Genomic DNA, 22,637 nt, shown 5'->3' with positions numbered 1-22,637 from the left:
TACAAAGAAACATAGGTACAAAGGCACAAAGTTTTATTTCTATGAGATACTACTTTGTGTCTTTTTGATTTTTATAAGAAACTTTAGTTAGCTAAAAAAATAATATAACTTAGCGCGTTCGTGCCTTTGTGGCAAAAATAAGTAAGAATGGAATTAAAATGGAAAATAAAGCCTTTTGAGGCATTAAATGTTCATGAGTTATATGATTTGCTCAAACTGAGAAGTGAAATCTTTGTAGTAGAGCAAAATTGCGTTTATTTGGATCTTGACAGCAAAGATAAGAAAGCTTTACACCTAATTGGGGAGTTTGAAGGTAAAATAGTAGCCTATTCGCGTTTATTTGACGCAGGAATTAGTTTTGATAACGCTTCAATCGGAAGGGTTACTGTAGATGCCAATTACAGAGACAGAAAATGGGGACATGAACTAATGCGTGAAGCCATAGCTGGAATTAAATCCAATTTTGGAAAAGATAAAATAACCATAGGTGCACAATTGTATTTGAAGAAATTCTACGAAAGCCACGGTTTTGTTCAAACCAGCGAAATGTATCTTGAAGATGATATTCCGCATATAGAAATGATTCGAGATTGATTGAAAATCTTCATATTCCAACAAGTAGAAAACTTAGAACCTTAGCTACTCAGAATCTTAGAACCTTTAAAATCAAATTTTCGTAATCACAAACTCCACCCGTCGATCGTAATTATCGCCTCGACCTAATGGATATCGATTGCCGCATCCAATATACGTCATCCGGCTTTTGGATATTTTTTTTGATATTAAATAATGGAAAACAGTTTTGGCGCGATTCCAGGAAAGTCTTCTTTCTTTGGTATCTTTATCAATTCCGTCGCTGTAAATTTCTGGAGTGCAGCACACATGCCCTCTGATTTCAAAATTTAAGGATCTATGATTTTGGAGTATGACAGCAATTTTATCCAGTTCTTTTTTAGAATTGCTAGTAAGTTTGGCGCTTCCGATATCAAATAAAATAGACTCTAAATATACTTTATCGCCAACTTTTAAATTGTCTTTGAAAGAAGTATAAACTCCTTTTCCGAAACTATTTTTCTTAACCACAATCAAATCAACCCGCCGATTCCGCAGACGTGTCTCATACAGATTCTCAACCGTATCTGCTTTTACGACAACACGTCCTTTTCCTTCCAGAATAACAATTTTACTTTGATTGAATCCTCTTTCGATCAATAGATTCTGAATCGTATTGGCTCGATTATTAGATAATCTAAAGTTATACTCATCATTTCCACGATCATCACAATAGCCATAAATCTGTATAGACTCTACTTTAGAAGTGTCTATATTTTTTATAAAGTTTGAAACAACAGTAATTTGTTTATCTGTCAGATCATACCTGTCAAATTCAAAATAAATAGTTTCAACAGGTTTTTGTTGTGCCGTTACTGTATAAAATGAAAAAAGAGTCAGGGCTAGAGTTATTTTCATTCACTACATTTTTAAAATCGTTTTATATTCTGTCGGGTTATTTAATACACTAACTGCTCTTTTAATTTCTGAATTGTTTTTTAAATAATACTGATACAAACCTTCTTGATATTGATATCTTTTAATCAATTCTTCTAAAATCATGTTTTTAATTTCTTTTTGGTTTTTGTCCAGTAAAGTAGTTTCGCTTTTTTCTAAAGCATTCAACAATTGCTGATATTCGGCAGTGATGGTCTCATCTATTTTTTCTTTTTTAGCTGCAGCTAAAGTGTTTTTCAAAGCCACTTCGGTTTCTGTATCAAAAGTGATTTTGTTCGTTTTTAGATATTGCTTGAAAGCGGTATAATCTGCATCTGTCAAAGTCGGAATCTTATCTCCTAAATTTGGATTTTTGTAATAATACGTTGTAGCATAATCAAATACACCATCGTTTTTGATTAAAGCTGTTGCAATGGCACTGGTTTTTGCTTCTTCCAATTCGATATCTGGTAAAACTCCTCCGCCATCATAAACCGTTCTTCCTTTTCTGGTTTTAAAAGCATTATAATTTTTGGCATCTGTTTTTTGAGCCACGCCATTTTTATCTTTATGCGAATAGTCCAAAGCCTGAATACATCTTCCAGAAGGCGTATAATATCTTGAAATGGTTACTTTCAGCTGAGTTCCGTAAGTTAAATCAACCGAACGCTGCACCAAACCTTTTCCGAAACTTCTGCTTCCTAGAATAACCGCACGATCTAAATCCTGCAAAGCGCCCGAAACAATTTCAGAAGCCGAAGCACTTCTTCCATTCACTAAAATCGCCAACGGAATTTCAGTGTCAACTGGTTCTTTCTGAGTTTTATAAGTATTGTTATGTTTTTCAATTCGCGATTTAGTCGTTACAATTACTTCATTCTTTGGAACAAACAAATTGCAGATATCGATTGCTTCGTTCAATAAGCCTCCTGGATTTCCTCTTAAATCTAAAACGATTTGTTTGGCTCCGTCGGCTTTTAATTTTTCCAATGCATCTTTCACTTCGGCAGAAGCTTTTCTGCTAAAATGCGCTAAAACAATATAACCCGTTTTATCATCAATTTTTCCGTAAAAAGGAACCGATTTAATATCCACTTCATCCAAAACCAAAACCGTAGTACTTGGTTTTCCTTGACGAAGATATTTGATATTGATTTTAGTGTTTTTTGTTCCTTTCAATAATTGAGAAGCATCATCTTTAAAATCAGCGATCAAAACATCACCGATTTGAATAATTTCGTCTCCTGCTTTAAGTCCGGCTTTGTCTGCTGGATAATTTTTATAAGGTTCACGAACAATTAAGCGGTCATTTTTTCTAGAAATCAAAGCCCCAATTCCTGTATACTCTCCAGTATTGTTGATTTTGAAATTGACAACATCTTGCTCATTAAAATAAACCGTGTATGGATCTAAACTTCCCAACATGCTTTTGATGGCTTTATCCATCAAATCTCCGGGATTGGTTTCGTCGACATAATTAGTATTTACAGCTTTAAACAAAGTCGTGAAAATTTCGATCTGTTTGGCAATTTCAAAAAAATCTTCTCTAAAACTGGTTCCAACAAATAACATTCCCGCCGCAGCGACTGGTATAATAAATTTCTTTTTGAAATACGGATACATGATTATTCTTTTTTTCTTCTTTTTAATCTTTTTCTTATAAAATAGGCAAATACACAAAATAGGATAACAAACGGCCAAACGCTGATTAACGATATTAAAAAATCGGATAAACTAAAGAATCCAGATTTAATTGCGTTCCAGATTTTTGAGCCATAGGATATTTTAATACCTTCTTTTTCAGGTGTCTTTTTGTAAAAGTCAATGGTGACTGTGCTTTCAGAGACACGGCTTTCTAAATATTTAAGCTGGCCTTCTTTTGATTCTATTTCTTCGCGGATAGCCGAAATCTGTTTTTCAATTTCTAAAATCTCACTGACTTTAGTCGCTTTCTGTAAGATTTGCAGATAACGTTCTTCGAGTTTTTTCTTCGTATTTAATCTAGAAGTTAAATCAATAAATTGTTCTGTTATATCTTCTGCTGATATATTTTTAACTTCAAAATAAGAAACTCCTTTTGAAACATTATTTATAAAACGATCAAAATTCTGGCTAGGCACTTTTACTGTAAGGCTTCTGTAAACACTGTTGTAATCTTTCCCTTCAGAATCGTTTATGATTCTTGCTTTGTTGTCTGAAACGGCTTTTTGAATTTGATTGTAAGTGTTTTCTAAATTATCTGTTTCAAATCGGAGCGATCCCTGTTTGATTATTTTCTGCGGAATTTTAGTTGTTGAAGATTCACTTAAATCTTGATCTTTTCTATTAGACTCACTCGCTCCAGCAGGTGGCGGTGGAGGAACCATAACGGCGCTTACTGCAACATCATTAGTCTCAGCTTCAGATTTACTGCAACCAGAAAGCATTAAAAATAAAACAGATAAAAAGAAAAGTTGACGCATAAAATTTCAATTTAGAGCTAAAACTACGATTTTTTTGCCTAACTTGATTAATAATCTTACGTTTTGAAATTTACGCTTCCGTTTTTGGTTCAGAATCTTGAGGTTTGTTGATCTGCGCTGTAAATTTCTCAAACAACTGAATCATTTTAGTATTGATTTCATCATAAGGCAAACGGTCTTTGGTTTGATAAAAAAGCATAATCGAATACGGACGATCCAGATTATCCAAAAGCAAATGTTTGTTTAATCGATAGGTTTCACGTAAAACTCTTTTGAAGTAATTTCGATCAACGGCTTTCTTGAAATATTTCTTAGAAACCGAAACGCCAATCTTAGTTTGTTCTTCTGAATTTGCTTCCGCTTGACGGTAAACCAAACGAAGCGGATATTTGGACACCGATTTTCCTTCAGAAAATAGTAATCCAATGGTCGTTTTGCTTTTTAAACGCTCGTTTTTAGGGTAAGTAAAGTTCATTTAATTCAGAAAAAATTTGCAAATTCTAGTGCAAAGGTACAATTAAACCAGAAAAACGGTTATTGTTTTCAATTTTAATAAGTCTAAAAATTTATTTACTACTTTTGCGCATTAATTTTTGAAGCATGGAAAAAATTATTTCTTATCCAATATCGGTAATTTACTATTTATTATTTGGTTTATGTTTGGTTGTTTTTCATCCAATTCAGTGGATTTGTTTAAATGTTTTTGGTTACCAGGCTCACAAAAAAAGTGTTGATTATTTAAATTTCTGCCTTTTAAAATGTACCAATCTTGTCGGGACAAGATATACGATTGAAGGCGTAGACACGGTTCCGAAAGGTGCGCCAATCATTTTTGTGGCAAATCACCAAAGTATGTACGATATCGTGGCAATGATTTGGTACTTTAGACGTTTTCATTGTAAATTTGTAAGTAAGAAGGAGTTAGGCAGCGGAATTCCGAGTGTTTCTTATAATTTGAAATACGGAGGATCTGTCCTAATTGACCGAAAAGACCCTAAACAAGCAATACCAGTTATTAAAGGCTTGTCTGAATATATCGAAAAAAACACAAGATCTGCCGTTATTTTTCCGGAAGGAACAAGAAGTAAGACAGGAGTACCAAAAGAATTTGCGCAAAGCGGTTTGAAAATTTTATGCAAATATGCACCATCTGCATATGTTGTACCGGTAAGCATCAATAATTCTTGGAAAATGGTAAAGTTTGGTTTTTTTCCTGTTGGTTTAGGAAATCATCTGAAGTTTACAGCTCATCCAGCTTTAGCTGTTAAAGATTATAAGTTTGAAGAGCTGATGGAGATTACTGAAAAAGCAGTTAAAGAAGGAATAAATGAATATAAACAGGTTTAAGTTTTAGTCCGAGCTAAAACGTACAACCCAAATCTATAATAAGTAATGTCTATAAAAAACATTAGATTAGAAGTAATGCAGTTTTTGGAAAAAAACGTGGATAGCTTCGTTGAACAGTATTTAATTCCAGTGGAAAAAATTTGGCAGCCGTCGGATTTCTTACCAGATTCTCAAGGAGAAAATTTCTTTGAAGAGGTAAAAGAATTACGCGAGATTGCTAAAGAACTTCCGTACGATTTCTGGGTTACACTTGTTGGTGATACAATCACAGAAGAGGCTTTGCCTACATATGAGTCATGGTTAATGGATGTTGAAGGAATAGATCAGCAAGAAGAAGGCCAAGGAAACGGTTGGGCAAAGTGGGTAAGACAATGGACTGGAGAAGAAAACCGCCACGGTGATCTTTTAAATAAATACTTGTATTTGTCTGGTCGTGTAAACATGCGTGAAATCGAAATGACTACACAGCACTTGATCAACGATGGTTTTGATATTGGAACTGGAACTGACCCATACAAAAACTTTGTATACACTAGTTTTCAGGAATTAGCAACCTATGTTTCGCACAATAGAGTAGCGCAGATGGCTAAGAAATTTGGCGATAACAAGTTGTCTAAAATGTGTAAAATGATTGCAGGTGATGAAATGCGTCACCACCATGCATATAGCGAATTTGTTACTAGAATTTTCCAAGTTGATCCAAGCGAAATGATGTTAGCTTTTCAATACATGATGAAGCAGAAAATCGTTATGCCAGCTCACTTTTTGAGAGAATCTGGTCAAAAAATCAGTACAGCTTTCGAACAGTTTTCTGATTCAGCTCAACGTATTGGAGTTTATACTGCAAACGATTATGTTGAAATCATGCAGAAATTAATCAACAAATGGGAGATTGATAAAATTGGCAATCTTTCTGATGAAGCAGAGAAAGCGCGTGATTATTTAATGAAATTGCCAGCGAGAATGGCAAAAATCTCAGAGAGAATTGTGATTCCTAAGGAATCGCACATTTTTAAATGGGTCGAACCTGCTAGACTTTAAATTTTAGATCTTAGAATGTAGATTTCAGATTCTTGAGTAGAACTTGGAATTTAAAATATTTGTAATTTGAAAAAAGCAACATTGTTGCTTTAAAACATATTTGTTGATTGTTGGAGATTTTAATCTTTGGCAATCAACATTTTTTTATAAACTGTAAAAACTTCTGTATGAGTGACTCAGCTTTAATTATTAAAACCATTGCTTTCGTAAAAGAAAAACTAAATGATGCCGAAGGCGGCCATGATTGGTTTCATATTGAACGTGTTTACAAAAATACGCTGCTGATTGCAAAAGAAACAGAATGTGATCTTACCATTGTACAATTAGGAGCATTATTGCACGATATAGCCGATAGCAAATTTCATAATGGAGATGAAACTATTGGACCAAAAACAGCAAGAGCGTTTTTAGAGGCCGAAAATGTTTCTGAGGATATAATTGCCCATGTGGTTAATATTATTGAAAATATCTCTTATAAAGGCGGAAATTTCGAAAGAAAGTTCTCTTCTGTCGAATTAGATGTTGTTCAAGATGCTGATCGTTTAGATGCAATTGGCGCCATTGGCGTTGCAAGAGCGTTTAATTACGGCGGATTTAAGAACCGAGCTTTACACAATCCAGAAATTGCTCCAATCACCAATATGACAAAAGAGGAGTATAAAAAGAACAACGCTCCAACTATAAATCATTTTTACGAAAAGCTATTACTTCTAAAAGATAAAATGAATACCGAAAAAGGAAAAGAAATAGCAGCTGAGAGACATCAGTTTATGGAAACTTTCCTTGCTCAGTTTTATGCAGAGTGGGAAGGATTGAAATAGGTTTTAATTTTGATTATAAAAAAACGGCTTTAGATTTAGAGCCGTTTTTTTATTTTATTATTTAAAGTAGTATAGCTCACATAGATTTATTATCTAAATTTTAAAAGGCACATTATTACAAAAGCAAATAAAAATCCAAATGAAAACCAAAGCAATCTCGTAATAGTGTTATTCCTAACTATCTCTCTTTTCTCAAATTTTGTCATTTTGAATGTATTTTGAATAATTCAAAAGTAATTTAACAGAGACAATGATTTTACCTATAACGGTTTTAAAAGCATTATAATAAGACTTTTTTTGTGCGGTTTTTAGTTTGGCTCAAGTCTTTTCATTTTGCTTCCTTCATTATTTACTTTTTTGAATAAATTTCTGAATCGTGTTTTTGAATTCCTTATTCTGCTCGTAATACAAAATATGTCCGCCATCAATAATCTTAACTTCTTGGTTTGGGAATTTAAACAAACGATAATGTTCTGGACCTATGTTGTTGTCTTTTGTTCCTGAGATTATTAAAGTTGGAACTTTAATAGAAGCCGTTTCTTTTGTAAAATCACTAAAATATAACGGTCCACTTAACGCATGCTGTGCAAATGAAGAGTTTCTTTTTTCACTGTTGTCAATGCTGTCCAATTTCTCAACATTTGCTCTATTGTCAGAGAGCATTTTATAATCTAGATCAGCTTTTTTAATTTGCTGTTTAGCTTCAAAAAAAGTATTTAATATTGAATCCTTGCTTTTTACAGGAAAATCTTTTCCAAGAGTTTTGCCCATAAAAGCGATTTGATTAAGAAGTGAATCGTTTATGTCAAGAGTAGAATTCAATAAAATTAAACCTTTTACATGTTGAGGATATTTTTCGGCATATTTAGTGGCTAAGATTCCTCCGAAAGAATGCCCAATTACAAATACCTTATCCGTCTTAAGATGAGCTCGGATTTCTTCAATATCATTAATCATTCTATCCATGCCATAATTGTTATCTGCAGGAGATCCAGATCTACCGCAACCTCTTTGGTCGAAATAGCATATAGTTAATTTATCTTCAAGTACATTTCCGCCAAATTCCTCAAAAGATTTGCTCCACGCGCCAGGACCACCATGAACAAAAATACAGACATCGCCTTTGCCTGAAACTTTCAGAAATAAAGGAACACCATCTGAAGTAGTAAATGAATTATTAGGAGTTTGTTTTGGATTTGCATTTTGACAAAATCCACTGAAACTTAAACATAAAAAGAAAAATAGAAAAGAGGCTCTTTGTATCATTTTTTAATAATTTGAAAGGTTAAAATTATCAAATTTTATGAAACTGCAGAGAAAAGAAAAAGCTTCAAATAGAAATTTAAATTCTACTTGAAGCTTTGTACCTATGAACCTTTGCACCTTTGTCCCTTCAACTAAGAACATCCACAATCAGTTCCGCCTCCGCAGTCTTTTTTCTTTTTCGATTTAAAGAAAAACTTTTTGATCAAAAAAGCAACTGCAATTCCTAATATGGCGAAGGCTATTATTTCTTGAAACATAACTTTTTATTTTAAAAGTTGATACGCAATTAATGCGGTAATATAAGCAAGACCACTCATGAAGACCAGTTGCATTGCAGGCCATTTCCATGAATTGGTTTCTTTTTTGGTAATCGCCAATGTACTGGCGCATTGCATAGCAAAAGCATAAAACAGTAGTAATGAAATTCCGGTGGCGAAATCAAATACTTTTTCTCCCGTATCTGGACGAACTTCTGCCTGCATTTTGCTTTTTATGGTCGATTCATTATCAGTATCTCCAACGCTATAAATGGTTGCCAATGTTCCAACGAAAACTTCACGGGCAGCAAACGAACTGATTAAGGCAATTCCGATTTTCCAATCGTAACCTAAAGGCTGAATTACAGGCTCAATTGCTCTTCCCATCAAACCGATATACGAATTCTCGAGTTTTTGAGAATTAACTTCATTTTCAAATTGTGTTTCATTTAGAGTAGTATTGGCAAATTTTTCTTTAACAATAGTCTCAGCCTCATTAAATTCTTTTCCAGGACCATAAGAAGCCAAGAACCATAAAATAACTGATATTGCTAAGATGATTTTACCTGCACCAAGAACAAATGCTTTGGTTTTTTCTACCACATTGATTCCGACGTTTTTGAAAAGTGGCATTTTATAATTTGGCATTTCAACAACAAAATAGGTTTTTGATTCTAATTTTAAAACCTTATTCAAAATGTTAGCCGATAAAATGGCCATAAAGAATCCTAAAATATATAAAGACATAAGTGTTAGTCCTTGAAGGTTCAATACTCCAAAAACTCTTTTACTCGGAATAACCAATGAAATAATAATCGCATAAACGGGCAATCTAGCCGAACAAGTCGTGAATGGCGTTACTAAGATCGTAATAAGGCGTTCTTTCCAGTTTTCAATATTTCGAGTCGCCATAATTGCCGGAATCGCACATGCAGTTCCTGAAATTAAAGGCACAACGCTTTTTCCTGAAAGTCCAAATCGGCGCATGATTTTATCCATTAAGAATACAACTCGGCTCATATAACCGCTTTCTTCCAAAATGGAAATGAACAAAAACAAGAACGCAATCTGCGGAATGAAAATAATAACTCCGCCAATTCCTGGAATAATTCCCTGCGAAAGCAAATCTGTCAAAATGCCGCTTGGAAGTTCTGCTGCAACCCAGCTGCTTAAAGAAGCAAAAGTGCTGTCAATGAAATCCATCGGAATAGTAGACCAGCTAAAAATCGATTGGAAAATCAAAAACAAAATAGCAAAGAAAATAACGTAACCAAAAACCTTATGCGTTAGAACTCGATCAATTTTGGCACGAATATCTTTCGCCATCGAAGCATCAATCTTTAAACCTTCTTTTAAAACATCATTGATAAACTGATATCTTTTGATGGTTTCTTTCTGCTGTAAACGCTTTAATTCTGAATGCGATTTGGTAAAAGTGCCTCTAATTTCGTTTCTATCTAAATTTAAAAAATTGACATCTTGCGTAATTACCAGCCACAATTTGTACATCAATTGATTTGGAAAGGCTTTTTGCAGTTTTTCAAAGTAATCAGGGTCAATTACAGAAGCATTTAAGCAAGGTTCGTGTGTAATATTTTTATAAGAAACTATGAGTTCTTTTAATTCCTCGATTCCTATGCCTTTTCTCGAACTTACTAAAGCAATTTTTGTTTTTAGTTTTTCTTCTAAATACGGAATATCCAAAGAAATTCCTTTTCGTTCCATACGATCAGACATATTGATGACCAAAATCGTCGGAATTTCAAGGTCTTTTATCTGTGTGTAAATCAGTAAATTTCGTTTCAGATTTTCAACATCTGTTACGACAACTGCTACATCTGGGTATAATTTATCGTTTTTGTTTAATAAAAGTTCGATTACTACACTCTCGTCCATCGAACTGGCATTCAAACTATATGTTCCTGGTAAATCTAGAATATTGGCTTTAACATTATTGGGCAACTTGCAAAAGCCCATTTTTTTCTCAACCGTAATTCCAGGGTAATTTCCAACTTGCTGGTTAAGTCCTGTTAATTGATTAAAAACAGAAGTTTTTCCAGTATTTGGATTTCCGATAAGGGCAACATTGATATTTTGAACACTCATTACAAATTGGTTTTGATAAGTTCAACTTCAATTTCACGAGCTGTTTCAATACGGATTGCGACATGTGAACCGTTAATGTCTAAATATAATGGATCACCAAAAGGAGCAACCTGCAATAATTCAACTAAGCTGCCAGGAAGACAACCCATTTCTAATAATTTCAGTGGAACAAGATCGATATCAAAATCTTTGATAATGGCTTTTTCGCCTTTTTTCAGAGTGTGTATTGTATTTTGCAAGCTTATTTAGATTGAATTTAGATTGCAAAAGTAGGCAATTATTCTTTATTTCAAGGTATTTAACACCTCCACAAATGCTAAAAGTTTCTAAAAATAAGGGATTTTACTCTTGAGAAAGGAATTCGATGTCTTCCAAAAGACGTTTTATGTCTTCTTTGTTTGTTCCATCATAAAAACCTCTAACGCGACGCTTTTGATCAACCAAAACAAAATTCTCGGTATGCACCATATCATAAAGCTGATCTGGTCTTCCCATTTTTACAGCCAAATACGATTTTCTGGCCATTTTGTAGATTTCTTTTTTATCGCCAGTAACTAGATTCCATTTGCTGTCTACAACACCGTATTTTATAGCATAAGCTTTTAATACAGAAACGCTATCCACTTCAGGGAAAACAGTATGAGAAAGCAGCATTACTTTTGGATTATTTAAAACTGCTTTCTGAACGTCAACTAAATTGGTTGACATTTTCGGGCAAATCGATCCGCAGGTTGTAAAGAAGAAATCAGCAACATAGATCTTTCCTTCGTAATTTTTCTGTGTAATCGTATCGCCATTTTGATTGATGAAAGAAAAATCGGCAATTGTGTGGTATTTGCTTTTATACTGAATTGTACTGTCTACCAATTCAGGATTTACGTCAGCTGGATTGTAAATCGGAAGCGTCTTTTTAGGTTTCAACGCAGAGTAAAACAAAGATATCGTAACAACCGAAAATACTATTAAAACAATAAAGAATTTGCGGTATTTGTATAAAAGCGATTTCATAAAAATAATTTGGCGCAAAAATACAAAAAGCAGATTTTAAAAACTTTACTGTATTATTTTTTTAACAGGCTTTTGTAACTTTTAATTGTAACTGTAGACCTATATCCCAGTGTTTAATTTCTATTTGTGACATTTATATGCCTTTTTGGTTTTACAGTTAGAATTTTAACACAATTTTTGAAATAATAACAATACGTTTGTATTTTCCATTAAACTATAACTTTTTATGAAAAAACAATTTGCTAAACCTGTGTTTGGTGTTATATCTGCGATGTTTGCAGTAACTGCAGCTCAAGCTCAAGCGCCAAAGGAACCAGGTATCAATGTATCGTATATGGATACGAAAATCAGCCCAAGTCAGGATTTTTTCAAATATGTAAACGGAACTTGGCTTGAAAAAACAGAAATTCCAAGTGATCGTACAACATGGGGAAGTTTTAATGAACTAATTAAAAGAACCGACAAAGATGTGATGGAGGTTTTAAAAGAAGCCTCTAAAAATCCGAAATACAAATCGAATACAGATCAGGGAAAAGCGGTTAATTTATTCAACACTTATTTAGATTCTATCGGAAGAAATAAGAAAGGAATCGAACCTTTAAAACCATATCTGAAAAAAATTGACGCAATTAAAAACATTGCTGATGTTCAGAATTATTTGGTTGAAATGGAAAAAGAAAGCAATGCTGGATTTTTCGGAATTTACATTGGAGCTGATGATAAAGACAGTTCTAAAAACTCTGTAAATTTAGGACCAAGTCAATTAGGACTTCCTGATAAAGATTATTACACTTCTGATGACAAAGATTCTAAAGAAAAACGCGCTAAATATGAATTGCATGTTGCAAGAATGCTACAGTTTATTGGAGAATCTCCAGAAAAAGCAAAACAAAGCGCTACTGAGGTTTTAGCTCTTGAAACAGAATTATCAAAACCAAGATTAAACAGAGTTGAAAGAAGAGACAGCCGTTTGCAATACAACCCGATGACAATTGCTGAACTTCAAAAATTAACTCCAGCCATTAAATGGAATGAATATTTTGCTGGTTTAGGAATTACTAAATTAGAGACTGTAATTGTAAACGAGCCTAAATATATGACGGCTTTACAAACTGTTTTCAAAGAAAACAAAGTGGCACAATGGAAAGAATATCTGAAATGGGATTTGATTAACGGTAATGCGGGCAAACTGACAACCGAAATTGATAATGCTAATTTTGATTTTTACAGCAAAACATTAAGAGGCGCTATAAAACAGCTGCCGGCTGAAGAAAGAGCGCTTAATGTGGTTAACGGAAATGTTGGTGAAGCTCTTGGAAAGCTTTATGTAGAAAAAGTTTTTCCTGCTGAAGCTAAAACCAAAGCGGTTGATATGATTCATAATGTTATTACGGCTTACCAAAATCGCATTAACAATCTAAGCTGGATGTCTAAAGACACTAAAGCAAAAGCAATCGAAAAGTTGAACAAAATAACTATTAAGGTTGGATATCCTGATAAATGGAAAGATTACTCGGCTTTAGAAATTAAAAGCATCGCAGAAGGAGGAAGCTATTTTGAGAATTCTAAAAACTTAGCGTTATGGAGATTTAAGAAAAGCGTAGACAAATTGTCTAAACCTGTTGATAAAACAGAATGGCATATGTCTCCGCAAACAGTAAATGCTTATTATAACCCATCTTATAACGAAATTGTATTCCCAGCCGCAATCTTACAGCCGCCTTTCTACAATTATCAAGCTGACGAAGCAGTTAATTATGGTGGAATTGGTGCCGTAATCGGACATGAGATTTCTCACGGATTTGATGATTCTGGCGCACGTTACAATGCTGAAGGAAATTTAGTTGACTGGTGGACAGAAGATGATTTGAAACAATTTACGACTTTAGGAAATGATTTAGCAAATCAATACAGTGCTCTTGAGCCATTGCCAGGAGTTCATGTCGATGGTCATTTTACACTAGGTGAAAATATTGGAGATTTAGGTGGAATCAATGCTGCATTTGATGGTTTGCAATTGTATTTGAAACAACATGGAAATCCAGGTTTAATTGACGGATTTACACCAGAACAACGTTTCTTTATTTCTTGGGCTACTGTTTGGAGAACAAAATCTAGAGACGAAGCGATCAAAAACCAAGTAAAAACAGATCCGCACTCTCCTGGAATGTACAGAGCTTATGTGCCGATTCAAAATGTTGATGCTTTCTATAAAGCTTTCGATATTAAGAAAGGTGATAAAATGTACGTTGAACCAGAAAAACGAGTTAAAATCTGGTAATTCATTTTAATGCTAAAAAAGGGCGGTTCCGACTTTCGGAACCGCCCTCTTGCGTTATTATTTTGAGAGAATAAAAGATGTTCCTATGGAACATCTTGCAATTATTTTAAATTACTGTAAATGTAAGCTTCAATTGCTTTTAATTCCTCATCAGACATGGTCTTTGTTATGGCAAAATTGGTTTTCATAACCTCAAACTGACTCGGATCAACAATTGGTTCTGCGTTTCCTTTTAAGAAAGTAACGATATTACCATTTTTGTCTTTGTACGTTTTGGCAATTTCTTTAATGCTCGGTCCAACCACTTTTTGATCCGGCTGATGACATGCGTAACAATTTCCTGTGCTTTCAAATATTTGTTTTCCTAATTCCTCTGGACTTTTGGCTTTCGCCGATTCTCCTTCAGCAACCGATTCAGTTGCTGTATTTGCTGGCTCAGAAGTATCTTTTTTGCAAGAAGCAAAGGCTAAAACTGCAGATAAAAATAAAATCTTTTTCATGTTACTTCTTTAAAAGTATTGCTGCTTCTTTAGCAAAATAAGTCGAAATAAGATTAGCGCCCGAACGTTTGATGCACATTAATTGTTCCATCATAATTTTATCGTGATCCAACCATCCTCTTTCCGATGCCGCTTTAATCATGGCATATTCTCCAGAAACCTGATAAACGGTTACAGGAACATGTACTGTATTTTTTATTTCGCGAACAATATCCAAATAAGCAATTCCAGGTTTTACCATAACCATATCTGCACCTTCTTCAACATCAGACAACGCTTCTTTGATTGCTTCAATACGGTTGGCGTAATCCATTTGATATGTTTTTTTGTCTTTTGGAACCACAACATCAGCTTCTCTTGGAGCAGAATCTAAAGCATCTCTAAACGGACCATAAAAAGCAGAAGCATATTTAGCAGAATAACTCATAATTCCAACATTCTGAAATCCGGCAGCATCTAAACCTTCGCGAAGGCGTAAAACACGTCCGTCCATCATATCGCTTGGTGCAACAAAATCGGCACCAGCTTCTGCGTGAGAAACAGCCATTTTTACTAAAGCATCAACTGTGCTGTCGTTTTCTACATCGCCATTTGTTATAATGCCATCATGACCGTAAATAGAATATGGGTCCAAAGCCACATCTGGCATAACGATCATTTCTGGACAAGCCGCTTTTATGGCACGAATGGCTTGTTGCATTAATCCGTTAGGATTCCAAGCCTCTTTACCAGTATTATCTTTTAGGTTTTCGCTAACTTTTACATAAATATTTACGGCGCGAATCCCTAAATCATAAAGTTCTTTTACTTCTTCAACTGTTAAATCTATAGATCTTCTGAAAATTCCAGGCATTGACGGAATTTCGACTTTTACATTTTCTCCTTCAGCAATAAACATTGGAAACATAAAATCCGATGGACTTAAACTGGTTTCACGTACTAAAGAACGAATCGATTCATTTACTCTTAATCTTCTGCCTCTTTGTAATGGGAACATATAAATTTAGATTTTAGATTTTAGATTTCAGATTTTAATCTGAATTTGAAAACAGATTGATAAACCCTTATTCTAAAATTGAAGTTGTTTTTTATTTTTTTGAAGTTTGTCTCACTTTTTAATGAGTGGCGCAAAGTTAAAGAAAAAGGAACAGAATAAGGCCTTTAGCTTGTTGTAGAATCCGTTAATATTATCTAAAAATTTTGATTTATATTGTTTGAACTAAAGCATGGTTTTTCAGAATATTCCATCTAAATTTGTAAAATGAAGAAAATTCTCGCTTTATTTTGCTGTTTACTCTTAACAAGTTGTTTTGAGATTACAGAAAGAATCAAACATCACGACGATCAAAGTGGTGAATATACACTGATGATTGATTTTTCTAAATCTTGGTTCAAAACCAAATCTGCCATTTGGCTAGAAGAAGTCGATGGCGTAAAAATTCCGAACGAACAAGAAATTACACAGAAATTGGAAGATTTTAAGGCGAAAGCTGTAAAAATCGACGGGATTTCGAATGTAACAACCAAAACAGATTTTGATAATTATGTTTTCATTATCAAACTCAATTATACAAACCTAAAAGCGTTAAATGCTGTTGTCAATACAATCAACAATCAGCGCGATCAGATTCACTTTAGCGGAAGCGGCAAAACTTTCGAAAGAATTGCTTCGTATCCCGTTCCCGAAAAAGTAGTAAACGACCCGAAGAAAAAGAAAGATCTCGAAGAAGCCAGCATTATTTCTATTTATACTTTCGATAAAGATATTGTAGCTGTAGACAATGCAAACAGCAAAATTTCCAAAAACAAAAAGACCGTTTTTTTAAAACAAAGTATGTACAGTGTTTTTAAGAAATCGACTTTAATGAATAATACCATCCAATTAACGCCTTGATTTTATGAAGCATTTTTACACTCTAATTTTTCTATTTGCCACGTATTTTACTTTTGGACAAACGAGTCCAGACAAATACGATTATTTTGTACAGTTTAACGGAAATCAGCTTTCTAAAAAAGTCAGCATAGATGAAGTGCTGAATCATTCGATTATTACGAAATACACCAGCAAAAAACCTGATTTTGATCTTCGCCAATATACATCGATCATTCAATTGGATCAAAAAATTACAATTCATGGAAATTTCTTAGATAGCGTTCCGTTTTATCAGGTTACCATTCCAATAAAAAACAAGGAAGCAGTAAGACAATATCTGATTGAAAAACAAGGAGCAAATGATAAGAATGGTACAATTGAAGAATTCGGAAAATATGCTGTTTTTACACCAAGCGGTTTAAAGAGGTCATTTGTATGGAATGATAATTATTTGATCATATTTGAATTAACAAAAAGGCTTCCTGCTAAGTTTTACGCTTCTCCAGAAGGACCTCCTGTTTTAAATGATACGATTATAACTACTGATACGTATGAAGAAACAGTAACTATAGAAGTACCGAAAGGATATGACATTCAAGAAGCGCCAAATCCGCCAAAAATAGCAGAACCATCTGTAATGCGTGATGAACCTATGGTGGCTGATGTACCAGCCGGATTAGCAGAGACGACGGAACAAGATTATCTGTACGATGGAAATCCTTATGAAGAATATACAGCTGAACAAGCAGAGTTTGATAAAAAACTGGCTGAACAGCAAAGAGAAATTATAAAAGGCTTATTTGAAAATGGTTTTACAGCGCCAAGTTTTTCAAAAATAAATATGTCGGCAGATATTTCGTCTTGGGTAAATTATGGTGGATTCATGTCTAGTTTCTATTCATTGTACAATTATCCTATGGCTTTATTTGGCGGTTATGATAAATACCTGCCCTTTCAGAAGAACTTTGGAAATTTTGTAAAAGGCATCAATTTGGATTTCTATTTTGATAATGATAATTCCCGAATTGAGGAAGTGGTTGAATATGCTCCAGAGATTGCTGCCGTTGTAAGCAAAATCAGCGATAGAAAAATCAACAAAAACATTTTTAATTATTTCCCCACTGAAAAACCTTTAGGCTATATTTCGTATCATGCCAATACAAAAGCGGCACTTGAAAACTTTCCGTCATTAATGTCAGAATTATTTCAGAATCCGAAATTTGCGAAGGAAGATATTACACTAATTACAGATCTGATTTCTACAATTGTTGATGAAGAAGCAACAGCAAAGCTTTTTGACGGCGATTTAAGCGCTTTTTTATACGATACAAAAGAAGTTGAGGTAATGACCAAAAAGTATGATTATGACGAGAATTATGAAGAAAAAATAACGGAGGAGAAAGTGAAAAAAGATATTCCGCTGTTTTCTGTGATTTTTACTTCTACGCATCCAACTTTTGGAGATAAATTATTGCAATTGGGGGTTCGCAAAAAAATGCTGATTCCAAATGGGAATTCATATATGATTGCAGGTACGAAAGAATATGGCGATATTTTTATTATGAAAGAAAAAGACGTAGTAATTGTTGCCAATACAAAAGCGTATTTTGGAGCAGGAAATGGTTCTTTTGCTAAAGGTGCGAAGAAAGATTTGAGTAAAAATTACATTTCTGGAAAATTGGATATTGCGCAAACTGTGAAAACATTTGGTAAAAAAGCAAAAGATTCAGAATTGGATCGAATGACTAAAATTTCATCTCAGTTTTCAGATATATCGATAGAATCTCCTAAAAAACTAATTGACAACAAATTGAAATTCGTTTTTAAACTAAACTCTTTTAAGTCTGATAAAAACATCATTTTGCAGACATTAGATTTAGCCGATGAAATGACTTCTAAATAATAGAAAAAAAATCCCTGATGCAAGAATGTTTCAGGGATTTTTTTATGTTCTAAATTGTATTTTATTAAGTGATTGAAGCCTGATAAATACCTTTGATGGTTTCTTTTAATTCAGCATTAAATTCTTCATCAGATTGGCCAGCGTAAAGTCCTTCAGACAATGCTCTAGAAAAACTGGCAATTAATCCGTGGTTTTGTGAGAGTTTTTGATTTGCTTCTTCGCGAGAATAGCCGCCAGAAAGCGCTACAACACGAACCACGTGCGGATCTGAAATAAGATCGCTGTAAAAATCGTTTACGGTCGGAATCGAAAGTTTTAGCATTACTTTTACATCTTTATCCAATAAATGAAGCTGTTTTTGGATTTCTTCTTTCAGAATCTGTTCCGATTTTTCTTTATCAGCACTGTAAATATCTACTTCAGGTTCTATAATTGGAATTAAACCTTTACTAAAAATTTGTTTTCCTATTTCAAATTGCTGACTAACAACATCGCGTATTCCTTCGGTATTGGCTTCTTTAATGACAGAACGCATTTTAGTTCCAAAGATATTTCGTTCTACAGCGCGATCTAGTAATTCGTCCAAACCAGAAATGGGTTTCATTAATTGTACGCCATTTGCAAGATCTGCTAGCCCTTTATCTACTTTCAGAAAAGGAATAATATGTTTTTTATCCCATAAATAATCGGCTGTCCATTGTCCATCGATTTTACGATCCATTGTATTTTCAAACAAAATAGCACCGAGAATATATTGGCTATCAAAAGCAGGACTTTTAATAATTCTAGTTCTCATTTCATGTACAAGAGTGTACATTTCTTCGTCATTTGTATATTGATTTTCTTCAACGCCATATTGCGATAATGCTTTTGGTGTGCTGCCACCGCTTTGGTCAAGTGCAGCGATAAATCCTTTTCCAGAATGCATGAGATTTAATTGTTCTGTATTCCTATTTCCCATAATAATGAATTTTAGTTTTTCGTAAATCTCTGTAATTTAAGCATTTTTGTTGGGCTTTCAGTTTATTTCAGATTAAGATTTCTCAAAGTCCAATTTTTTCATTGACCTTGTCATAAACTTCTTTTACTTTTTTCGGAGGATCAAATCGGTAACCAATAGACAATTTTACAGTAGAAATATTATCATTCAATCGTGGATCGACTTTATCGTCTTGCGCAAAAGCTACTGTGTTGATGCTGGCAAAACCAAAAAATCGGTCTTTGTTATAAGCTAGTTTTAAATTGAAGTCGGCTTGGTATAAAGCTGAGGTTTCTTTATCAATAATATTAAGTCCGCCACCCAAAGCAAGTCCTGCACCAATTAAAACCCGATCACTGATTACGAAATTGTAAAAATAGGAGGGAGCAAGCGTTAAGACATACAAATCTCCAGGAGACGAATCGGGAGTGTTTAAGTCTAAGTTTGTATAATAAAAAGAGAACGACGGAATGAAACTTCCAGAACTTTTAGTCTGCCATTCGTTTTGGCTTACCAATGTTCTAAAAGAGAATTTATCATTGAAAACATAAGAAGTGGATCCGCCAATTTTTGTGGTACGCATGTGAGGCAACTGAGCCGTAATGTTATCATCACTAATATAAAATCCTTTTTGATTGATAAAAGTGAAAGACTGCATCCATTTTTTATAGTAAAAACGCGTATTGAAATTGAAGTTTTTTGAATGAGAATCGCCTTTATTCTGACTTAGAAATTTGGGAGCAAAACCAATTGTAATATCAATGATTTTATAATTTAAAGTAAAACCAATCTGTTCTCTTCGATTTGGAATTAGATTCACATACGTTTTCGAATCTTGACCTGAAGCAATTTGAAAACTATTGGAAGTATCTAGATAATAAACGCTAGCAGTAATTTTATCATTGTATGATTTAAAATACGGATTTTGCAAGGAATCATTTTGGGCAAAACACCCAAAAATGTTGATGAAGAATATGGCGTAAATTAGTTTCAAGATCATGTGGTATTTTAGAAATGCTTCGGAGAAGCAGAATATTTATTGCAATTATAATAATCGAATAAGATTTGAAGCTCCAGCGGAGCGACATAAAAAATTAAACGTCATCAAAAATATATTCATTTTTAAAATCAATATTGAATAATTTTAGAAACACAATATATTCTTCTTTGAATGTTTTGGTTTTATGATGTTCTTCTTGATTTTCAATGTACTTTATAACATTTGCCAATTGTGAATGACCATACGAGAAAGCACCAAAACCAGTTTGCCATTCGAATTTTCCATTAATCCATTTTTGTTCATTTATGAATTTGGAAGAGCTTGATTTAATATCTCGCACCAAATCTGATAATGAAACATTTGGTTTTATTCCAACTAAGATATGAATATGATCTGGCATTCTGTTTATTGCAATCAGTTTTTGTTTCTGATTGGTAATAATTCCTGTAATGTATTTATAAATTTCATCTTTCCATTTTTTCGAAATTAGGTTCTGTCTTCCTTTTACAGCAAAAATGATTTGGACATATAATTGAGAGTCTGTGTTTGCCATATGTCTAATTAAAAATATTAAAAAGTAAATCTAAACAATAAACCTAATTGTAGGATAAATATTTCTTTTTTGTTTAAAGCAAATATGTCGCCCCTCTGGGGCTTTGTGTTAGAGGATGTAAAATGTTCTATAAATATTTCGCTTCTCCGAAGCTTCTTTATTAATAGTCTAGAATTTTGCAGGAACTAGTCGTATATAAAAAAATGCTCCAGCGGAGCAAAATATTTATAGAAGTGAATCGACAAAAAAAAAGAAGCCCCAGAGGGGCGACATAATAATTATCAAATTAAATAAATTTTTAGACTACGAAATCCACTCACGCGGATTTGTCAATACATTGATCAATTTTTCTTCTTCGCTTCCTGCTTCTGGATGATGATCGTAAACCCATTGCACGTGCGGAGGCAAACTCATCAAAATACTTTCAATTCTTCCATTCGTTTTTAAGCCGAATAAAGTGCCTTTATCATGAACAAGATTAAACTCAACATAACGTCCACGACGGATTTCTTGCCAGTTTCTTTGTTCTTGAGTATAAGGAAGATTTTTTCTTTTTTCTACAATTGGTACATAAGCTTCAAGGAAACTATTGCCAACTTCGGTTACAAAATCGTACCAGTTTTCCATTGACATCGATTCATTTGCTTTGCAATAATCAAAGAACAAACCGCCAAGTCCGCGCGCTTCATTTCTATGTGCGTTCCAGAAATACGAATCGCATTGTTTTTTATATTTCGGATAAAATTCTGAATTGTGTTTGTCGCAAGCTGTCTTACAAGTCTGATGAAAGTGAATTGCATCTTCTTCAAACAAATAATAAGGTGTTAAATCTTGTCCGCCACCAAACCATTGTTCGATCACATTTCCTTTTTCATCGTACATTTCGAAATATCGCCAATTGGCGTGCACAGTAGGAACCATCGGGCTTTTCGGGTGAATTACCAAACTTAATCCGCAGGCGAAGAAATCAGCTTCGCCAACGCCAAACATTTTTTGCATCGTTTCTGGAAGTTTTCCGTGAACAGCTGAAATATTTACACCACCTTTTTCAAAAACATTTCCGTTTTCAATAACGCGAGTTCTCCCACCACCGCCTTCAGGACGTTTCCATAAGTCTTCACGGAATTTTGCAGTTCCGTCAACAGCTTCTAATCCAGCACAAATCTGGTCTTGTAAATTTTGTATGTATGCGTAAAATTTGTCTTTCATGATTTTATGTATTCTGATTTAAGAAGTCCGAAGTAAACGGTATTTTGCAAAGCGCCATCACCATTTCTAAACTCATCTCTTAAAATTCCTTCTTGTTTAAAATTGTGTTTCAATGCAATTCGCTGACTTGCCAAATTGATTTCAGATGTGCAAATAAAAACTTTGTTCATCATTAATTCGTTGAAACAAAAATCAAGTGCATCAGAAACCATTTTTGTGGTAATTCCTTTTCCTTGATAATCTTCATCGATAAAATATCCTAATTCACATTTAGAAATTCGATAATCGATGGTTTTTACGCATAGATAACCCATTAAATCTTGGGTATTTGAGTCTCGCGCAAAGAAAAAATATCCTTCCTTATTCTTTTCCTTGTCCTTATTGAAAGCAATAAATTGTTTCGTCTTTTCTGAATTTTCACAATAAGATAATGTAAGCGGAAAAGTTTGTTTAATATGATTTTTATTCTTTTCGATAAGATTAAAAAAATCTTGAGGAACAATCGTATTAATGGTTTCTGTTTTCCAATCTGTAAAACTCATC

At 33.7% G+C, this 22,637-nt stretch carries 23 protein-coding genes; 7 read left to right on the top strand and 16 right to left on the bottom strand.

The window, feature by feature from the left end:
- Window positions 1–147: 147 nt before the first annotated feature.
- Window positions 148–594: a GNAT family N-acetyltransferase gene (locus tag DMB71_RS17525; protein ID WP_111368275.1), complete on the top strand. Its 447-nt coding sequence runs from the start codon at window positions 148–150 to the stop codon at window positions 592–594.
- 72 nt (window positions 595–666) lie between these two features.
- On the opposite strand, the gene DMB71_RS17520 is transcribed toward DMB71_RS17525, so the two are convergent.
- From DMB71_RS17520 to rnpA, 4 genes are all read right to left on the bottom strand, one after another.
- Window positions 667–1,470 (bottom strand): OmpA family protein, encoded by an 804-nt coding sequence (locus DMB71_RS17520; protein ID WP_111368273.1) that lies wholly within the window; start codon window positions 1,468–1,470, stop codon window positions 667–669.
- Window positions 1,471–1,473: 3 nt separating this feature from the next.
- A complete protein-coding gene (locus DMB71_RS17515) occupies window positions 1,474–3,111 on the bottom strand; it encodes a S41 family peptidase (protein ID WP_111368271.1) in 1,638 nt (545 codons plus the stop codon).
- 2 nt (window positions 3,112–3,113) lie between these two features.
- Window positions 3,114–3,950 (bottom strand): DUF4349 domain-containing protein, encoded by an 837-nt coding sequence (locus tag DMB71_RS17510; protein WP_111368269.1) that lies wholly within the window; start codon window positions 3,948–3,950, stop codon window positions 3,114–3,116.
- Window positions 3,951–4,020: 70 nt separating this feature from the next.
- Window positions 4,021–4,425: a ribonuclease P protein component gene (gene rnpA / locus DMB71_RS17505; RefSeq protein WP_111368267.1), complete on the bottom strand. Its 405-nt coding sequence runs from the start codon at window positions 4,423–4,425 to the stop codon at window positions 4,021–4,023.
- Window positions 4,426–4,550: 125 nt separating this feature from the next.
- Here rnpA and DMB71_RS17500 point away from each other — a divergent pair, with 125 nt between their 5' ends.
- The 3 genes from DMB71_RS17500 to DMB71_RS17490 all read left to right on the top strand — a co-directional run bounded on the left by DMB71_RS17500 (window position 4,551) and on the right by DMB71_RS17490 (window position 7,159).
- Window positions 4,551–5,297: a lysophospholipid acyltransferase family protein gene (locus DMB71_RS17500; protein WP_111368266.1), complete on the top strand. Its 747-nt coding sequence runs from the start codon at window positions 4,551–4,553 to the stop codon at window positions 5,295–5,297.
- Between the two features lie 45 nt (window positions 5,298–5,342).
- Window positions 5,343–6,338: an acyl-ACP desaturase gene (locus DMB71_RS17495; RefSeq protein WP_111368264.1), complete on the top strand. Its 996-nt coding sequence runs from the start codon at window positions 5,343–5,345 to the stop codon at window positions 6,336–6,338.
- A 167-nt stretch (window positions 6,339–6,505) separates the two neighbouring features.
- Window positions 6,506–7,159: an HD domain-containing protein gene (locus DMB71_RS17490; protein WP_111368262.1), complete on the top strand. Its 654-nt coding sequence runs from the start codon at window positions 6,506–6,508 to the stop codon at window positions 7,157–7,159.
- Between the two features lie 345 nt (window positions 7,160–7,504).
- Here the strand turns inward: DMB71_RS17490 and DMB71_RS17485 are convergent, their stop codons facing one another.
- The 5 genes from DMB71_RS17485 to DMB71_RS17465 form a co-directional block, all read right to left on the bottom strand.
- Complete coding sequence (locus tag DMB71_RS17485; protein ID WP_111368261.1) at window positions 7,505–8,425, bottom strand: alpha/beta fold hydrolase; 921 nt, start codon at window positions 8,423–8,425, stop codon at window positions 7,505–7,507.
- 131 nt (window positions 8,426–8,556) lie between these two features.
- The gene (locus DMB71_RS17480) at window positions 8,557–8,682 is read right to left on the bottom strand and encodes a FeoB-associated Cys-rich membrane protein (RefSeq protein WP_111368259.1); all 126 of its coding nucleotides are present in this window, start codon (window positions 8,680–8,682) and stop codon (window positions 8,557–8,559) included.
- A gap of 6 nt (window positions 8,683–8,688) precedes the next feature.
- Window positions 8,689–10,788, bottom strand: coding sequence for a ferrous iron transport protein B (feoB, locus tag DMB71_RS17475; RefSeq protein ID WP_111368257.1), 2,100 nt, complete (start codon window positions 10,786–10,788; stop codon window positions 8,689–8,691).
- Window positions 10,788–11,027, bottom strand: coding sequence for a FeoA family protein (locus DMB71_RS17470; RefSeq protein WP_111368256.1), 240 nt, complete (start codon window positions 11,025–11,027; stop codon window positions 10,788–10,790). Before DMB71_RS17470 ends, feoB begins: the two co-directional genes overlap by 1 nt.
- A 103-nt stretch (window positions 11,028–11,130) precedes the next feature.
- Window positions 11,131–11,796 (bottom strand): SCO family protein, encoded by a 666-nt coding sequence (locus DMB71_RS17465; protein WP_008465695.1) that lies wholly within the window; start codon window positions 11,794–11,796, stop codon window positions 11,131–11,133.
- Between the two features lie 226 nt (window positions 11,797–12,022).
- Here DMB71_RS17465 and DMB71_RS17460 point away from each other — a divergent pair, with 226 nt between their 5' ends.
- Complete coding sequence (locus DMB71_RS17460) at window positions 12,023–14,077, top strand: M13 family metallopeptidase (RefSeq protein WP_111368254.1); 2,055 nt, start codon at window positions 12,023–12,025, stop codon at window positions 14,075–14,077.
- Window positions 14,078–14,178: 101 nt separating this feature from the next.
- Here DMB71_RS17460 and DMB71_RS17455 read toward each other — a convergent pair whose 3' ends face one another.
- Window positions 14,179–14,577, bottom strand: coding sequence for a c-type cytochrome (locus tag DMB71_RS17455; RefSeq protein ID WP_111368252.1), 399 nt, complete (start codon window positions 14,575–14,577; stop codon window positions 14,179–14,181).
- 1 nt (window position 14,578) lies between these two features.
- A complete protein-coding gene (gene hemB, locus DMB71_RS17450) occupies window positions 14,579–15,574 on the bottom strand; it encodes a porphobilinogen synthase (protein ID WP_111368251.1) in 996 nt (331 codons plus the stop codon).
- 264 nt (window positions 15,575–15,838) lie between these two features.
- Between hemB and DMB71_RS17445 the strand changes: the two genes are divergently transcribed.
- Window positions 15,839–16,471, top strand: coding sequence for a hypothetical protein (locus DMB71_RS17445; RefSeq protein ID WP_111368249.1), 633 nt, complete (start codon window positions 15,839–15,841; stop codon window positions 16,469–16,471).
- Window positions 16,472–16,475: 4 nt separating this feature from the next.
- On the top strand, window positions 16,476–18,353 hold the full coding sequence (locus DMB71_RS17440; protein ID WP_111368247.1) for a hypothetical protein: 1,878 nt from the start codon (window positions 16,476–16,478) through the stop codon (window positions 18,351–18,353).
- A 64-nt stretch (window positions 18,354–18,417) separates the two neighbouring features.
- Here DMB71_RS17440 and DMB71_RS17435 read toward each other — a convergent pair whose 3' ends face one another.
- The 5 genes from DMB71_RS17435 to DMB71_RS17415 all read right to left on the bottom strand — a co-directional run bounded on the left by DMB71_RS17435 (window position 18,418) and on the right by DMB71_RS17415 (window position 22,636).
- On the bottom strand, window positions 18,418–19,314 hold the full coding sequence (locus DMB71_RS17435) for a fructose bisphosphate aldolase (RefSeq protein WP_111368245.1): 897 nt from the start codon (window positions 19,312–19,314) through the stop codon (window positions 18,418–18,420).
- A gap of 82 nt (window positions 19,315–19,396) precedes the next feature.
- Window positions 19,397–20,332: a DUF4421 family protein gene (locus DMB71_RS17430; RefSeq protein WP_111368244.1), complete on the bottom strand. Its 936-nt coding sequence runs from the start codon at window positions 20,330–20,332 to the stop codon at window positions 19,397–19,399.
- Window positions 20,333–20,426: 94 nt separating this feature from the next.
- A complete protein-coding gene (gene tnpA, locus DMB71_RS17425) occupies window positions 20,427–20,885 on the bottom strand; it encodes an IS200/IS605 family transposase (RefSeq protein ID WP_111368242.1) in 459 nt (152 codons plus the stop codon).
- A 303-nt stretch (window positions 20,886–21,188) separates the two neighbouring features.
- On the bottom strand, window positions 21,189–22,094 hold the full coding sequence (hemF, locus tag DMB71_RS17420; protein ID WP_111368240.1) for an oxygen-dependent coproporphyrinogen oxidase: 906 nt from the start codon (window positions 22,092–22,094) through the stop codon (window positions 21,189–21,191).
- Window positions 22,091–22,636 (bottom strand): GNAT family N-acetyltransferase, encoded by a 546-nt coding sequence (locus tag DMB71_RS17415; RefSeq protein ID WP_111368239.1) that lies wholly within the window; start codon window positions 22,634–22,636, stop codon window positions 22,091–22,093. The genes hemF and DMB71_RS17415 overlap by 4 nt, the downstream gene beginning before the upstream one ends.
- Window position 22,637 lies beyond the last annotated feature (1 nt).

The organism is Flavobacterium tistrianum (assembly GCF_003254545.1).
Lineage (GTDB): Bacteria > Bacteroidota > Bacteroidia > Flavobacteriales > Flavobacteriaceae > Flavobacterium > Flavobacterium tistrianum.
The sequence above is the reverse complement of the archived record's forward strand: the minus strand, read 5'-3'. Positions and strand labels throughout refer to the sequence as shown.

What these genes read in the sequence shown, in the direction of transcription:
- DMB71_RS17525 (WP_111368275.1), top strand. Translation starts at nt 148, where the DNA reads ATGGAATTAAAATGGAAAATAAAGCCTTTTGAGGCATTAAATGTTCAT.
- DMB71_RS17520 (WP_111368273.1), bottom strand. Translation starts at nt 1,470, where the DNA reads ATGAAAATAACTCTAGCCCTGACTCTTTTTTCATTTTATACAGTAACG.
- DMB71_RS17515 (WP_111368271.1), bottom strand. Translation starts at nt 3,111, where the DNA reads ATGTATCCGTATTTCAAAAAGAAATTTATTATACCAGTCGCTGCGGCG.
- DMB71_RS17510 (WP_111368269.1), bottom strand. Translation starts at nt 3,950, where the DNA reads ATGCGTCAACTTTTCTTTTTATCTGTTTTATTTTTAATGCTTTCTGGT.
- rnpA (WP_111368267.1), bottom strand. Translation starts at nt 4,425, where the DNA reads ATGAACTTTACTTACCCTAAAAACGAGCGTTTAAAAAGCAAAACGACC.
- DMB71_RS17500 (WP_111368266.1), top strand. Translation starts at nt 4,551, where the DNA reads ATGGAAAAAATTATTTCTTATCCAATATCGGTAATTTACTATTTATTA.
- DMB71_RS17495 (WP_111368264.1), top strand. Translation starts at nt 5,343, where the DNA reads ATGTCTATAAAAAACATTAGATTAGAAGTAATGCAGTTTTTGGAAAAA.
- DMB71_RS17490 (WP_111368262.1), top strand. Translation starts at nt 6,506, where the DNA reads ATGAGTGACTCAGCTTTAATTATTAAAACCATTGCTTTCGTAAAAGAA.
- DMB71_RS17485 (WP_111368261.1), bottom strand. Translation starts at nt 8,425, where the DNA reads ATGATACAAAGAGCCTCTTTTCTATTTTTCTTTTTATGTTTAAGTTTC.
- DMB71_RS17480 (WP_111368259.1), bottom strand. Translation starts at nt 8,682, where the DNA reads ATGTTTCAAGAAATAATAGCCTTCGCCATATTAGGAATTGCAGTTGCT.
- feoB (WP_111368257.1), bottom strand. Translation starts at nt 10,788, where the DNA reads ATGAGTGTTCAAAATATCAATGTTGCCCTTATCGGAAATCCAAATACT.
- DMB71_RS17465 (WP_008465695.1), bottom strand. Translation starts at nt 11,796, where the DNA reads ATGAAATCGCTTTTATACAAATACCGCAAATTCTTTATTGTTTTAATA.
- DMB71_RS17460 (WP_111368254.1), top strand. Translation starts at nt 12,023, where the DNA reads ATGAAAAAACAATTTGCTAAACCTGTGTTTGGTGTTATATCTGCGATG.
- DMB71_RS17455 (WP_111368252.1), bottom strand. Translation starts at nt 14,577, where the DNA reads ATGAAAAAGATTTTATTTTTATCTGCAGTTTTAGCCTTTGCTTCTTGC.
- hemB (WP_111368251.1), bottom strand. Translation starts at nt 15,574, where the DNA reads ATGTTCCCATTACAAAGAGGCAGAAGATTAAGAGTAAATGAATCGATT.
- DMB71_RS17445 (WP_111368249.1), top strand. Translation starts at nt 15,839, where the DNA reads ATGAAGAAAATTCTCGCTTTATTTTGCTGTTTACTCTTAACAAGTTGT.
- DMB71_RS17440 (WP_111368247.1), top strand. Translation starts at nt 16,476, where the DNA reads ATGAAGCATTTTTACACTCTAATTTTTCTATTTGCCACGTATTTTACT.
- DMB71_RS17435 (WP_111368245.1), bottom strand. Translation starts at nt 19,314, where the DNA reads ATGGGAAATAGGAATACAGAACAATTAAATCTCATGCATTCTGGAAAA.
- DMB71_RS17430 (WP_111368244.1), bottom strand. Translation starts at nt 20,332, where the DNA reads ATGATCTTGAAACTAATTTACGCCATATTCTTCATCAACATTTTTGGG.
- tnpA (WP_111368242.1), bottom strand. Translation starts at nt 20,885, where the DNA reads ATGGCAAACACAGACTCTCAATTATATGTCCAAATCATTTTTGCTGTA.
- hemF (WP_111368240.1), bottom strand. Translation starts at nt 22,094, where the DNA reads ATGAAAGACAAATTTTACGCATACATACAAAATTTACAAGACCAGATT.
- DMB71_RS17415 (WP_111368239.1), bottom strand. Translation starts at nt 22,636, where the DNA reads ATGAGTTTTACAGATTGGAAAACAGAAACCATTAATACGATTGTTCCT.